The organism is Rothia santali, assembly GCF_024199905.1.
Classification (GTDB): Bacteria; Actinomycetota; Actinomycetes; order Actinomycetales; family Micrococcaceae; genus Rothia; species Rothia santali.
Genome location: NZ_JANAFB010000009.1, coordinates 1 through 13,830 on the forward strand (window position 1 = coordinate 1; position 13,830 = coordinate 13,830).

At 72.6% G+C, this 13,830-nt stretch carries 12 protein-coding genes; 8 read left to right on the top strand and 4 right to left on the bottom strand.

What is annotated here, in order from left to right:
* Window positions 1-1,174, top strand: a 1,174-nt coding sequence (locus NBM05_RS05125) for an AMP-binding protein (RefSeq protein ID WP_254165620.1), incomplete at its 5' end; no start/stop codon positions are given.
* 193 nt (window positions 1,175-1,367) lie between these two features.
* Here NBM05_RS05125 and NBM05_RS05130 read toward each other — a convergent pair.
* The 3 genes from NBM05_RS05130 to NBM05_RS05140 form a co-directional block, all read right to left on the bottom strand.
* On the bottom strand, window positions 1,368-2,078 hold the full coding sequence (locus NBM05_RS05130; protein ID WP_254165622.1) for a methionine ABC transporter permease: 711 nt from the start codon (window positions 2,076-2,078) through the stop codon (window positions 1,368-1,370).
* On the bottom strand, window positions 2,078-3,136 hold the full coding sequence (locus tag NBM05_RS05135) for a methionine ABC transporter ATP-binding protein (RefSeq protein WP_302183715.1): 1,059 nt from the start codon (window positions 3,134-3,136) through the stop codon (window positions 2,078-2,080). The genes NBM05_RS05130 and NBM05_RS05135 overlap by 1 nt, the downstream gene beginning before the upstream one ends.
* Window positions 3,137-3,265: 129 nt before the next feature.
* Complete coding sequence (locus NBM05_RS05140; RefSeq protein ID WP_254165624.1) at window positions 3,266-4,126, bottom strand: MetQ/NlpA family ABC transporter substrate-binding protein; 861 nt, start codon at window positions 4,124-4,126, stop codon at window positions 3,266-3,268.
* A 370-nt stretch (window positions 4,127-4,496) separates the two neighbouring features.
* On the opposite strand from NBM05_RS05140, the gene NBM05_RS05145 reads away from it, so the two are divergent.
* A complete protein-coding gene (locus tag NBM05_RS05145; RefSeq protein ID WP_254165626.1) occupies window positions 4,497-5,909 on the top strand; it encodes an RbtT/DalT/CsbX family MFS transporter in 1,413 nt (470 codons plus the stop codon).
* Between the two features lie 9 nt (window positions 5,910-5,918).
* Here the strand turns inward: NBM05_RS05145 and NBM05_RS05150 are convergent, their stop codons facing one another.
* Window positions 5,919-6,899: a sugar-binding transcriptional regulator gene (locus NBM05_RS05150; protein WP_254165628.1), complete on the bottom strand. Its 981-nt coding sequence runs from the start codon at window positions 6,897-6,899 to the stop codon at window positions 5,919-5,921.
* A 90-nt stretch (window positions 6,900-6,989) separates the two neighbouring features.
* Here NBM05_RS05150 and NBM05_RS05155 point away from each other — a divergent pair, with 90 nt between their 5' ends.
* The 6 genes from NBM05_RS05155 to xylB all read left to right on the top strand — a co-directional run bounded on the left by NBM05_RS05155 (window position 6,990) and on the right by xylB (window position 13,475).
* Entirely contained in the window at window positions 6,990-8,084 is a 1,095-nt protein-coding gene (locus NBM05_RS05155; RefSeq protein WP_254165630.1) for a zinc-binding dehydrogenase, read from the top strand.
* A gap of 66 nt (window positions 8,085-8,150) precedes the next feature.
* A complete protein-coding gene (locus NBM05_RS05160; protein WP_309248117.1) occupies window positions 8,151-9,272 on the top strand; it encodes a dihydroxyacetone kinase subunit DhaK in 1,122 nt (373 codons plus the stop codon).
* Window positions 9,239-9,835, top strand: coding sequence for a DAK2 domain-containing protein (locus NBM05_RS15590; protein WP_309248118.1), 597 nt, complete (start codon window positions 9,239-9,241; stop codon window positions 9,833-9,835). The genes NBM05_RS05160 and NBM05_RS15590 overlap by 34 nt, the downstream gene beginning before the upstream one ends.
* 63 nt (window positions 9,836-9,898) lie before the next feature.
* The gene (locus tag NBM05_RS05165) at window positions 9,899-10,486 is read left to right on the top strand and encodes a ribose-5-phosphate isomerase (protein WP_254165632.1); all 588 of its coding nucleotides are present in this window, start codon (window positions 9,899-9,901) and stop codon (window positions 10,484-10,486) included.
* Window positions 10,483-11,988 carry a mannitol dehydrogenase family protein gene (locus NBM05_RS05170; protein WP_254165634.1) on the top strand — a complete coding sequence of 502 codons (1,506 nt, stop codon included), beginning with the start codon at window positions 10,483-10,485 and terminating at the stop codon, window positions 11,986-11,988. Before NBM05_RS05165 ends, NBM05_RS05170 begins: the two co-directional genes overlap by 4 nt.
* A gap of 95 nt (window positions 11,989-12,083) precedes the next feature.
* A complete protein-coding gene (gene xylB / locus NBM05_RS05175; RefSeq protein WP_254165636.1) occupies window positions 12,084-13,475 on the top strand; it encodes a xylulokinase in 1,392 nt (463 codons plus the stop codon).
* Window positions 13,476-13,830: the final 355 nt, after the last annotated feature.

The window sequence follows — 13,830 nt, forward strand, 5'->3', positions numbered from 1 at the left end:
GCCCCGGGCGCGCGCGGCCCGGCGGCGTCTGACGGGCCCGGCCCCGGGGACCGTCCCGTGGCGCCAGCTGCTGGGGCACCCGCGGATCGACGCGCACCACCCGCGCCCCGGCGCCCACGACCTCGCGCTGCTCCAGTACACCTCCGGCACCACGGGCCGCCCCCGGGGCGCGATGCTGACGCACCGGAACCTGGAGTCCAACGCGCGGATGGGCGAGCAGTGGGTCCAGCCGGGCCCGGACGAGTCGATCTACGCCGTCCTGCCGCTCTTCCACGCCTACGGGATGACGCTGGGGCTGGGCATCGCGATCGCCATCCGCGCCCGGCTCGTCCTGTTCCCCACCGTGGACACGGACCTGCTCGCCCGGGCCATGAAGCGCTCCCGCCCCACGATCCTGCCGGCGGTGCCCCCGGTCTACCGGCGGCTGCTCGAGGCCGCGGAGGAGCGCGGCGTCGAGCTGCGCGGCATCCGCTACGCGGTCTCCGGGGCGATGACCCTGCCGCGGGACCTCGTGGCGGCCTGGGAGGAGCGCTCCGAGGGCTTCCTGGTGGAGGGCTACGGGCTGACCGAGTGCGCCCCGCTGGTCGCCTGCAACCCGCTCAACGCCGCGCGGCGGACCGGGTCCATCGGGGTGCCCTTCCCCTCGACCGAGATCCGCCTGGTGGACCCGGGCACGGGGGCCGACGCCGCGGCGGGGGAGCCCGGCGAGCTGTGGGTCCGCGGCCCCCAGACCTTCCGCGGCTACTGGGGGGACGAGGAGGCCACTCGCGCGGCCTACAGCGCCGACGGCTGGCTGCGCACGGGCGACCTCGTGCGGATGGACGCCGACGGGTTCCTCTACGTCGTGGACCGGCTCAAGGAGGTCATCATCACCGGGGGCTTCAACGTCTCGCCCTCCGAGGTGGAGGAGGCGCTGCGGGACGACGACGCCGTGGCCGACGCCGCCGTCGTCGGCCTGCCCTCCCCGGACGGCGGAGAAGAAGTGGTCGCGGCCGTCGTCACAGCGCCCGGGGCCGCCTTCGACGAGCGGGCCCTGCGCGAGCGCTGCTACGCGTGGCTGACCCGCTACAAGGTGCCGCGGCGGATCGTGGAGCTCGAGCGGTTCCCGACGTCGATGCTCGGCAAGACCCTCCGGCGCGAGGTGCGCGCGCTGCTGGAGGAGCGGGAGGGCTGAGACGGAGACGCGAACGGCCCCGCCGCCCGCCCTCCGCCGGTGAGCGGGAGGGGCGGGCGGCGGGGCCGTCGTCGCGTGCGCCGGGGCGGCCGACGCGGGCGCCGGGCGGGACGGGCCTGCCGGCGCGGCGCCGTGCGCACCCAGGCTTGGGCGGCCGACGCCGGTGCTCGGCGGGCCAGCACCGGGTCCGGGCCTAGCGGCGCAGCATCTTCCGGGCCAGGACGTTGCCGAGCAGCTGCACGAACTGGACCATGACGATGATGATGAGGACCGCGACCGCGGTGACCTCCCAGTTGAACCGGCGGTAGCCCTCCTGCAGCGCGAAGTCGCCCAGGCCGCCGGCGCCGAGGTAGCCGGCCATCGCGGACATGTCGACCACGCCGATCACCAGGAAGGTGTAGCCGAGGATCAGCGGGCCGAGCGCCTCGGGCAGCATCACGGAGAACATGATCTTGGTCTTGGAGGCGCCCATCGCGCGCGCCGCCTCGATGACGCCCGGGTCGATCGAGACCAGGTTCTGCTCGACGATGCGCGCCACGGCGAAGGTCGCGGTGAAGACCATCGCGAAGATCGCGGCCTCGATGCCGATCGTGGTGTTGATCGTGTTCAGCATCAGCGGGCCCAGGGCGACCGCCATGATGATGAACGGGATCGGCCGGATGAAGTTGACCACGAAGTTCAGCACGCCGTTGAGCGCGCGGTTCTGCAGGATGTTCCCCTGCCGCGTCGTGTAGAGCAGGGTGCCGATGATCAGGCCCGCGATCCCCGCGATGACCATCGTGGAGGCGACCATGATGAGCGTGTCCACGACGGCGTCGCTGAGCTTGGGGCGCAGGCGGGTCCAGTCGGTGCCGGCGGCCGAGAGGCTCCTGGCGGCGAGGATGCTGGTGGTTGCGAGCGACATCAGGCGCGCACCTCCTTGACGGTGGTCACGGTCTTGAGCTGCTCGACGACGGCGTCGATCGCGGTGATCTCGCCGGTCAGCTCGAGGGTCAGGGTCCCGTAGGTGCGGCCCTGGAGGGTCTCCAGGCCGCCCTGGACGATGTTGAAGCTCACGCCGCGCTGGCCGATGTGGGACAGGACGCTGCCCACCGGGGTCTGGTCCTTGATCTCCACGTTGACCAGGTAGCCGGGGTGGCGCCTCTTGAGCTTGGCGGCGGCGTCGCCCGTGGGCAGCGTCTTCACCGCGGTGGAGACGAACCGGCGGGCGGGGGCGGTGCGCGGGTTGGAGAAGACGTCGTAGACCGGCCCCTCCTCCACGACCCGGCCCTCCTCCATCACGGCCACGCGGTCGGCGATCGTGGAGACCACGTCCATCTCGTGGGTGATGACCACGACCGTGATGCCCAGCTCCTTGTTCACGCGCGTGAGCAGGCGGAGGACCTCCTCGGTGGTCTCCGGGTCCAGGGCGGAGGTCGACTCGTCGGCCAGCAGGAGGTTCGGCTGCGTCGCCAGGGCGCGGGCGATCCCCACGCGCTGCTTCTGCCCGCCGGAGAGCTGGTCCGGGTAGTTCTTGGCCTTGGACTCCAGGCCCACGAACTCGAGCAGCTCCTTGACGCGCGCGGCGCGCCTCTCCCGCGGCCAGCCGGCCACCTTGAGCGGGAAGGCGACGTTGCCGGCCACGGTCTTGGAGTTCATGAGGTTGAACTGCTGGAAGATCATGCCGATGTCGGTGCGGACCGAGCGCAGCTCCGACTCGGAGGCGCCTGAGATGGTCCGGCCGTCCACGGTCAGGGTCCCGGAGGTCACCGGCTCGAGGCCGTTGATCAGCCGCACCAGGGTCGACTTGCCGGCGCCGGAGTAGCCGATGATCGCGAAGATCTCGCCGCGCCGGACGGTCAGGTCGACGGCGTCGACGGCGGTGACCCTGGTCTTGCCGGTCTTGAAGACCTTGGAGACGTCGCGGAGGACGACCATCTCCTCGCCCGCGGCGCCGGCCGCAGCGCTCGTGTTCTCGCTCATGAATGTGTCCCTTGCTGTGGGTGGTGGCCCGATCCGGGGCGGGGGCGCCACGACGCCGGCCCCCGCGTGCTGCGGCGGGCCGGCGTCGTGGCGGCTCCCGGCGGCCCCTGCGGGAGGGGCCCTGCCGGATCAGGAGTTGTTGCGGAGCTCGTCCTCGAGGCGCGTCTGCGTGTCGCGCAGCTCCTGCACGTCCACGTCCACCGTAACCGCAGTGCCCTGCGTGTCCTCCGCGACGGCGTCCTGGACGGGCTCACTGTGATAGATCTCAACGATCTTCTGGTACGTCTCGTTGTCCTCGTCGCCCGCGCGGGAGACGAACAGGTTGACGTAGGGCAGCGCGGCCTGCTGCGAGGCGTCGTCCTCGAAGAGGGCGTCGTCGGGGTTCAGGCCGGCGTCGGCGATGAAGTCGTTGTTGACGATCGAGCCGTCCACTGAGGGCAGGGAGACGACGGTCTGGGCGGCGTCCACCGGCGTCAGGCGGACCTTCGAGGCCTCGGTGTCGACGTCGTCGAGGGTCGGCTGGGCCTTGTCTTCGGTCAGCTGGACCAGGCCGGCGGACTGCAGGACGAGGATCGCGCGGGTCTCGTTCACGGCGTCGTTGGGGATGGCGATCTCGCCGCCCTCGGGGATCTGGTCCACGGAGTCGTGCTTCTCGGAGTAGAGGCCCAGCGGGTAGATCACGGTCGGGCCCACGATCTGCAGGTCGTCGTCCGAGTTGACGTTGTAGTCGGCCAGGTAGGCGATGTGCTGGAACCAGTTGAGGTCGGTCTGGCCCTGGCTCAGCGCGGGGTTGGGCTGGTTGTAGTCCGAGAACTCGGTGAACTCGACGGTGATGCCCTGCTTCTCCGCCTCCTCCCGGAGCTTCTCGTTGGCGGGGTCGGGGCTCACGACGCCGATCGTGACCGTCTCGTCGTCGCTGCCGCCGCTGCCGCAGGCCGCGAGACCGATGGACAGGGGGACGATCGCCAGCAGGGCGCCAAGTTTCTTCACGGCTATGGGTCTCTCTTCAGGTGGGGCGAGGATCGAGTGCGACCGCGCAACGGCGCCGGTTCCGGCGCCGCGGTGACTCGGCTCAATTACACCACGGGGGATCTCGGCGCGAGAAAGCCTTCCAGGTGTGTCAGCATGCGCTTCATGCGACGTCATAAAAGGTCATCAGAGGCGGGTCGCAGGGGGCCTCGAGGCGATGCGCCGGTCTGAAATAACGTTCTGAACGCTTGTGCAAGCGGCGTCGGCTGATCTACGCTGGCCGAACGCCTGTGGCCCACCTCACCCCTTGTGGTGCGGTGCGGGCCGCTGACCTCGATCACCGCGAGGCCCGTCGACGACGACGCGCACCGCCCCGGGAGGAGCATCCGCCATGACCACCGCCCCATCGTCCCAGACCCCTCCGGTCGAGGGGACGTTCTTCGACCGCATCGGCATCCCGTCCGTCCTCAAGTGGGGCTTCCTGGGCGTGCTGCTGTTCATGACCGGGCTCGGCATCGAGTCGAACTTCATCGCGCCCCACCTCGAGGGCCGGATGGGCAGCCCCGGCGAGTCGGTGGCCCTGGTCATCACCCTCTACTCCCTGGCCGTGCTGGTGGCCAGCTACCTCTCCGGCGCGCTGGCCGACCTCTGGGGGCCCAAGAAGGTGATGCTCCTGGGCTTTGTCATCTGGATGGTCTTCCAGGTCGGCTTCCTGCTCTCGATCGAGACCGACTCGCTGTTCCTGGTCGGCCTCATGTACTTCATGCGCGGCTTCGGCTTCCCGCTGTTCGCCTTCGCGTTCCTGGTCTGGATCAACATCACCGCGCAGCCCTCCAAGGCCGGGACCGCGATCGGCTGGTTCTACGTCATGTTCACGGGCGGGCTGCCCACGCTGGGCTCGCTCGTGGCCATCGGCTCGATCCCGGCGCTCGGCGGCGGCGCCGTCGGCGAGACCTGGTCCATGTGGGGCTCCATCGCGCTGATCGTGCTCGGGTTCTGCTGCGCGTGGTTCGGCTGCCACGAGGAGCGCGGCAAGTCCCGCATCGCGCCGGCCGGCGAGTCCGCCTCGTCGGTCGTCCTGGCCGGCCTCCGGCTGACCGCGAGCAACCCCAAGGTCCTCCAGGGCTTCCTGGTGCGGCTCATCAACACCGCCCCGCAGTTCGGCATGTTCATCATCATGCCGGCCGTCATCTCGACGACGCTCGGCTGGGGGCAGTCCCGGTGGCTGCTCATGACGGTGTGCGTCTACGCCGGCAACATCCTGTTCAACGCGTTCTTCGGGGCCGTGGGGGACCGGATCGGCTGGGTCAACACCGTGCGCTGGTGCGGCGTCTTCGCCTCGGCGCTGGGGCTGCTCGCCTGGTGGTACGTCCCGCACCTGGTGCCGGCCGGCTCCACCTGGGGGTACGTCGTCTCCGTGATCGCCGGCGTGACCTTCGGGATCTTCCTCGCCGGCTTCGTCCCGATGGGCGCGATCATGCCCGAGAACGCGCCGAAGCACCGCGGCGCCGCGATGGCGATGTACACCACTGCCGCGGGCGGGGCGACCTTCCTGGGTTCCGGCACCGTGTGGGTCGTGCTGACCGTGACCGGCCTGCTGGGCATCGAGGACCCCTTCATCCGCAACTCCGCCGTCATCTGGACCTTCGTGGCCCTCTACGCCGCGGCGTTCGTGATGGTCGGGCACCTGCGCACCCGCCAGGACGACCCGGCGTACCGCCGCGAGATCCGCGAGGCGGACACCCAGGCCCTCGAGGTCCAGCGCGCGGAGGCCGAGCAGGCGCGGGTCACGATCAAGGACTGAGGGCCGCGGCTACCCCGCCTCGGCCCGCGCCGCCAGCATGAGCCGCGCCGTCGCCTCGTCGGTGACCAGGCGCCGGAACATGCCCATCGAGGAGGCGGTCAGGATGGACCAGACCTTCTCCTCGCCCACCGCGATGGCGGTGGAGAACGGGATCGAGGCCAGGTCCTCCCGCGGGATGCGCACCGTGCGCTCGCTGCCCGGGAACCCCAGCTCGGCGCCCGAGCGGTCGTAGAAGTGCAGGCACACGTCCCCGATCGAGGCCGCCAGGCTGTCCTGGGGGATCGCCGAGGCCAGCGAGGTCCGCCCCGTGGTGGGCGAGCCGATGCCCATGATCGAGCCCTTGGCCCGCTTCCACACCTTGCGGACCTCGCTGAAGGCCTCGTCGGCCTGCACCGCCTCGTACATCAGCGGCGAGGGGATGGCCCCGGCGAAGATCGGGACGTAGGTGCTCCCGGTCCGCAGGGCCATGGTCCGCACGATCTCGTTGGTCTGGTGCCACGCCTCGGGCTCGGCGACCCCGCCCACCGCCGGGGCGAGCGCGACGCCGTCGAGCGGGGGCAGCTCCATGTGCGCGACGCCGTAGACGGCCATCCCGGAGGAGACCACCAGCGCGTCGCCCTGGCTGAGCTGCATGTCCTCGACGGCGCGCAGCACGGCCGGCTGCATGCCCGGCCCCATGCGGGAGGACTGCATCCCGTCCGCGAGGTAGACGGCGTCGAGCCCCAGGGTCAGGCGCAGCTGCTCCGCGAGCTCGGAGCTGCCGCCGGCCCGCGGGTGGATCACCTTGATCTGGACCATGCCGGTCTCCCGGGCGTGGGAGAGCATCCGGCTCACGGTGGGCCGGGAGACGCGCAGCTGCTCGGCGATGGTCGACTGACCGAGCCCCTCCTCGTAGTACATCCGGGCCACGGCGTAGAGGAGGTCGACGTCGTAGAGGTCCGCGGCGCGCGCGGCGTCGCCCTCGGGCCCCTTGCGGGAGCGGTTGGTCATGATGCTGCCCCTTCACGAGAACGGATGTGCTTGACATATGTTCTCAGCCCTCGAAGAATGATGTTATCCGCGACACATAAGGAGTCAGCCATGCCGGCCACCGCCATTCCCGATCAGATGCGAGCAGTCGTGTGCAACGGCCCCGAGGACTACACCCTCGAGACCCGACCCGTCCCCGAGCTCGGCGCCGACGACCTGCTCATCCGGGTCGAGGCGACGGGCGTGTGCGCGTCGGACCTTAAGTGTTACCACGGGGCCCCGAAGTTCTGGGGCGGCGAGGGCCGCGAGCAGTGGGCCCAGGCGGGGGTGACGCCGGGGCACGAGCTGGTCGGCGTCGTCGTCGCCGGCAGCCCCGAGGCCTACGAGGTGCACGGCGTGGCCGAGGGGGACCGGATCGTGTGCGAGCAGATCGTCCCGTGCTGGGAGTGCCGCTTCTGCGTCCGCGGCCAGTACTGGATGTGCGCGCCGCACGACATGTTCGGCTTCCGGAACTTCGACGGCGGGATGGCCGAGTACATGCTCGTCCCGCGCCGGGCCCGCGTGCACCGGATCTCGCACGACGTCGCCCCGCAGCACGCCGCCTTCGCTGAGCCGCTGGCCTGCTCGCTGCACGCCGTGGAGCGCGCGGGCATCCAGTTCGAGGACGTCGTGGTGGTGGCCGGCGCCGGGCCGATCGGCCTGGGCATCATCGCCGGGGCGCGGGCCAAGAACCCGCTGACGCTGATCGCGCTGGACATGGACGACGACAAGCTCGCGCTCGCGAGGAAGTGCGGCGCGGACCTGACCATTAACATCCGGGACGAGGACGCCGTCGCGAAGATCCGGGAGCTCACGGAGGGCTACGGCGCCGACGTCTACATCGAGGGCACCGGGCACCCCTCGGCGGTGGGGCAGGGCCTGAGCCTGCTGCGCAAGCTCGGCACCTACGTCGAGTACTCGGTCTTCGGCTCGGACGTCACGGTCGACTGGTCGATCATCTCGGACGACAAGGAGCTGACCGTCCTCGGCGCGCACCTCGGGCCGTACACCTGGCCCACCGCGATCAAGATGATCGAGGGCGGCGTCCTGCCGCTCGACGAGATCTGCACCGACCAGTTCGGCCTCGAGGACTTCCAGCGGGCCCTGGACACCGTGGGCGACTCGGCCGGGGCCTCGGTCAAGGTCTCGATCCTGCCGCAGTCCTAGGCCGCCCACCCCACCGGACGTCACCCGACCCCACCGGACGTCACTCGACGAGGAGGATCCGCCCGCATGACCCGATTGTTCAACGACCCGTCCGAGTTCGCCGAGGACCAGCTCGAGGGCTTCGCCGACCTGTACTCCGACCGCCTCGCCGCGGTCCCCGGCGGCGTGGTGAGCCACCCGCCGCGCGAGCCGCAGGTCGCCGTCGTCGTCCTGGGCGGCTCGGGGCACTACCCGGCCTTCGCGGGCCTGGTCGGCCCCGGGCTCGCGAGCGGGGCGGTGGTGGGGAACATCTTCACCTCGCCCTCCGCCGCGCACATCTACTCCGTGGCGAAGGCCGCGGACCAGGGCCGCGGCGTGGTCCTGAGCTTCGGCAACTACGCCGGGGACACCATGAACTCCGGCATCGCCGCCCAGATGCTGCGCGCCGAGGGGATCGACACCCGGATCGTGGTGGTGACCGACGACGTCGCCTCCGACCCCGAGCACGGCCAGCGCCGCGGCATCGCCGGGGACTTCGCGGTCTTCAAGGCGCTGGGGGCCGCGGCGGCCGAGGGCCGGGACCTCGACGACGTCGAGCGCCTCGGCGAGCTCGCCAACCGGCGGACCCGGACCCTCGGCGTCGCGTTCTCCGGCTGCACCATGCCGGGGGCCGAGTCCCCGCTCTTCGAGGTCGCGGAGGGCCAGATGGGCGTGGGCCTGGGCATCCACGGCGAGCCCGGCATCCGGGACGAGGCGCGGCCCTCCGCCGAGAGGCTGGGCACGCTGATGGTCCAGGCGCTCCTCCGGGACCTGCCGGAGGGGCCGGGGCGGCGCGTCGGGGTGATCCTCAACGGCCTCGGCACCACCAAGTACGAGGAGCTGTTCCTGCTCTACCGCACCGTGGCCCCGCTCCTGCGCGAGGCCGGCTGCGAGATCGTGGAGCCCGAGGTCGGCGAGATCGTCACGAGCCTGGACATGGGCGGCGTCTCGCTGACCCTGCTGTGGCTCGACGACGAGCTCGAGCCGCTGTGGACCGCCGACGCCTACGCCGCGGCCTACCGCAAGCAGCGCGCCCCGCTGGGCAGCCTCGAGGACGAGTACCGCGGCCCCGAGGCCTCGGCGGCGGCGGACGACGTCGTCGAGGCGAGCCCCGCGCCCGGCAGCTCGCGGCCGAGGTGCGCGCCGCGGCCGGGGAGGTCGCCGAGCTGATGCGGCGGGAGGAGTCCCGCCTGGGCGAGATCGACGCCGTCGCCGGCGACGGCGACCACGGGCGCGGCATGGTCCGCGGCTCGCAGGCGGCGCTCGAGGCGATCGAGGGCCTGCCCGAGCACGCCGGCCCCGCGAGCATGCTGCGCTCGGCGGGGCGGGCCTGGGCCGCGCGCGCCGGGGCACCTCGGGCGTCCTGTGGGCGCCTCCTCGAGGCCGCCTCCGCGGCGGTGGAGGACTCCGCGGAGGAGCTCGGGGCCGAGCAGCTCGCCGACGCCGTCCGCCGCTTCGCCGAGTCCATGCGGACCCTCGGCGGCGCCTCGGTGGGGGACAAGACCCTGCTCGACGCGCTGATCCCGTTCAGCGACGCGCTCGCGGGCTCCGAGGACGCGGCGGCCGCCTGGGGAGATGCCGCCGCCCGGGCCCGCGAGGGCGCCGAGGCGAGCGCGGACCTGGTGCCCCGCAAGGGCCGGGCCCGCCCGCTCGCCGAGAAGTCGGTGGGCCACCCGGACCCCGGGGCGGTGTCCATGAGCCTGATCATCGACAAGATCGGCGAGCGCCTCTAGCGCGCGCCGGCGCCCCAGACCGAGACGATCCGCCGACGCGCGGCAACGAGGAAGGACAGCGACATGACTCAGGACAACGACACGTCCCGCGGCGAGGGCCTGCGGCTGATCGTCGGAGGCGACGACGCCGGGTACCGGTACAAGGAGGCCGTGCGGCGCCAGCTCGAGGAGGACCCGAGGGTCGCCTCGGTGGCCGACGTCGGGGTGAGCGCGGACGAAAGCGTCCCGTACCCCTCGGTGGCGATCGAGGCCGCCGAGCGGATCGCCCGCGGCGAGGCCGACCGGGCCGTGCTGATCTGCGGCACCGGCCTCGGCGTCGCGATCTCCGCGAACAAGGTCAGGGGCATCCGGGCGGTGACCGCCCACGACTCGTTCTCGGTGGAGCGCTCGATCCTGTCCAACGACGCCCACGTCCTGTGCCTGGGTGAGCGGGTGATCGGGGAGCAGCTCGCGCTGCGCCTGGTGGGGGAGTGGATCGGGTACACCTTCGACCCGGCCTCGCCCTCGCGGGAGAAGGTCGCGGTGCTGGACGAGTACGAGGGGCGCCCCGCCGGGCCCCGGTCCGGTGACGCCGCCGCCGAGGACGCCGCGGCCGGCGGTGTCGCGGCTTCCGTGTCCGACGCCTCCGACGCCGAGGGGGCCCGCTCATGACGCGCCGCCTGACCCGTGACGCCCTGCCCGAGATCGCCGCCGCCGCCCGCGAGCGCCTGCCGGAGGGCAGCACCTTCTCGGCGCCGGAGTACGACCGCGCCGGGCTGACCCCCGGCATCGTCCACTTCGGCGTCGGCGGCTTCCACCGGGCGCACCAGGCCCGCTACCTCGACGAGCTGCTCTCCCGCGGGGAGGCCCGGGACCTCGCGATCTGCGGCATGGGCGTGCTGCCCGGCGACGAGCGCATGCGCGACGCCCTGGCCGCCCAGGACCACCTCTACACGCTGATCGCCCGCTTCCCGGACGGCCGCGAGGACATCCGGGTGATCGGCTCGATCGTCGACTACGTGTGGGCCCCGGAGGACCCCGCGGCCGCCGTCGAGCGCCTCGCCGGGGAGGAGGTCCGGATCGTCTCCCTGACCGTGACCGAGGGCGGGTACAACATCAACCAGGTCACCCACGAATACGACCTGACCGCCGACGACGTCGCAGCCGACCTCGCGGACCCGGGGCACCCCCGCACCGTGTTCGGGCTGGTGGTCCAGGCGCTGCGGCTGCGGCGGGAGCGCGGCGTCGCGCCCTTCACGATCCTCAGCTGCGACAACGTCCAGGCCAACGGCGAGATCGCCCGCACGGCCTTCACCACCCACGCCCGGGCCCTGGACCCCGAGCTCGCCGACTGGATCGGCGAGCACGTGAGCTTCCCCCACTCGATGGTGGACCGGATCACGCCGGCCACCACCGACGCAGACCGCGCCTACGTCCGCGAGCAGCTCGGCTACGAGGACGCGTGGCCGGTGGTCACCGAGGACTTCATCCAGTGGGTTATGGAGGACGAGTTCACGGCCGGCCGGCCCGCCTACGACGACGTCGGGGTCCAGCTGGTCGAGGACGTCGCGCCCTACGAGAAGCTCAAGCTCCGGATGCTGAACTCCTCCCACCAGGGCCTGTGCTACTTCGCGCACCTGGCCGGGTACCACCGGGTCGACGAGGCCGTCTCGGACGGGCGCATCGCCGACTTCCTCCGGGCCTACATGCGCCGGGAGGCGATGCCGACCCTGGACCCGGTGGAGGGCATCGACGTCGAGGACTACGCGGAGACCCTGATCCGCCGCTTCACCAACGCCCACGTCAAGGACACGGTGCCGCGGCTGTGCGCCGAGTCCTCGGACCGGATCCCCAAGTGGCTGGTGCCGGTGATCCGGGACAACCTGCGCGACGGCGGGGACGTCCGGCTCTCGGCGGCGATCGTGGCCAGCTGGGCCCGGTACGCCGAGGGCACGGACGAGCGGGGCGAGCCGATCGACGTCGTGGACCACCTGGCCGACCGGGTGCGCGCGGCGGCCGGGCGCCGGGAGGAGGACGAGCTGGCCTTCCTGCGCGACGAAGACCTCTTCGGCGACCTGGCCGAGCAGCCCCGCTTCACCGAGGGCTACGCCGAGGCGCTGCGCTCACTGCACGAGGTCGGGAGCCTGAGGACGCTGGAGCGGCTCCTGGACTGAGGGCCCCGCCGCGCCCACCTGCCCTCCACCGAGGGTGCGGACGCCCGGGATACGGTGGTGCCCACCGGACTCGACGACGAGGAGAGACGAGCGCGATGCCCGAGAAGACCTACGTGCTGGGGGTGGACTCCTCCACCCAGTCCTGCAAGGCCCTGCTGGTCGAGGCGGAGACCGGCCGGGTCGTGGAGACGCGCCGGGCCGACCATCCGGGCGGCACCGAGGTCGACCCCGCCGCGTGGCGCGCCGCGCTGGAGGAGGCGACCGCCGACCTGCTCCCGCGGGCGGCCGCGGTCTCGGTGGCGGGCCAGCAGCACGGCATGGTCCTCCTGGGCGAGCGCCGCGAGCCGGTGCGCCCCGCGCTGCTCTGGAACGACACCCGCTCCGCCCATGAGGCCGAGGAGCTCACGGAACGCCTGGGCGGCCCGGAGCGGGCGGCGCGGCGCGTCGGCAGCGTGCCGGTGGCCTCCTACACCGCCACCAAGCTCGCCTGGACGCGCCGGAACGAGCCGGAGAGCGCGCGCCGGACCCGCGCCGTCGCGCTGCCGCACGACTACCTGACCCTCACCCTCAACGCCGACGACGAGCTGGTCACCGACCACGGCGACGCCTCCGGCACCGCCTACTACTCGCCCGCGGACCGGGCGTGGGTTCCCGAGATCGCCGAGGAGGCGCTCGGCCACGCCCCGCGGCTGCCGCGCCTGGCCGAACCCGGGGAAGCGGTCGGGCGCACGCGGGGCGGCGCCGTGCTCGCGGCCGGGACCGGGGACAACATGGGGGCCGCCCTGGGGCTGGGGCTGCGACCGGGCGACGTCGCGCTCTCGATGGGCACCAGCGCGGTGGCCATGATGGTCGCGGACTCCCCGGCGGAGGACTCCTCGGGGAGCGTCTCCGGGTTCTGCGACGCCACGGGCCGCTACCTGCCCCTGGCCTGCACCCTCAACGGGGCGCCCGTGATGGACCTCGGGCGGCGCCTGCTCGGGGTGGGGCAGGAGGAGTTCAGCGAGCTGGCCCTGGCCGGGGAGCCCGGTGCCGGGGGAGCGGTCTTCCTGCCCTACCTCAACGGCGAGCGCACGCCCAACCTGCCGGATGCGACGGCGCAGTTGGGCGGCGTCGTCGGAGACCTGTCCCGGGAGAACCTGGCTCGGGCCGTCGTGGAGGGCCTGGCGTGCTCGGTGCGCGAGGCGATGGACCGGGTGGTCGGGCACTCCGGCGGCGAGCCGGGCAGGGTGCTGCTGATCGGCGGCGGTGCGCGTTCCCGGGCGTTCCAGCGGATCCTCGCCGGGGTCCTGGGCCGGCCCCTGGAGCTGCCCGACGCCGAGGAGTTCGTGGCGCTCGGCGCGGCCAGGCAGGCGGCCTGGGCCCTGAGCGGGGACGAGGAGCCGCCGCGCTGGGCCGCGGCCGAGGGCGAGACGGTGGAGGCGCCCGCGCGTCCCGAGGTCTTCGAGGCCTATCTGCGCTTCCGGGAGACGATGCACCCGGGCGCGTGATCGGCGGCCGCCGGACCGCAGGCCGCTGCGCCCCGCCCCCGGACCCACGGACCCACCCGCCGCCGACGGTCCGCGGCCGGCGCCTCGGCGGTCCGCCTCGGGCCGCCTCGGGCCGCCCGCCTGATGCCGTGCGCACCCCCGCATCGTTGGGCGCGACGGCCGGGGAATGCATGACCTGCCGCGTCCTCGGGATTTTCGGAGATTTGGTTCCGATCATGTCCCGTTCCCGATGTCGTGACTCCACACGGCATGACATGACATGGCAGGCGACGGCTCGGCCGGCGTCGAGGGCGGCACCCGGTCTTCGGAACCAAAGCTCCGAAAACGCTGAGTAGGCGACGAGCTATGGTGGCCT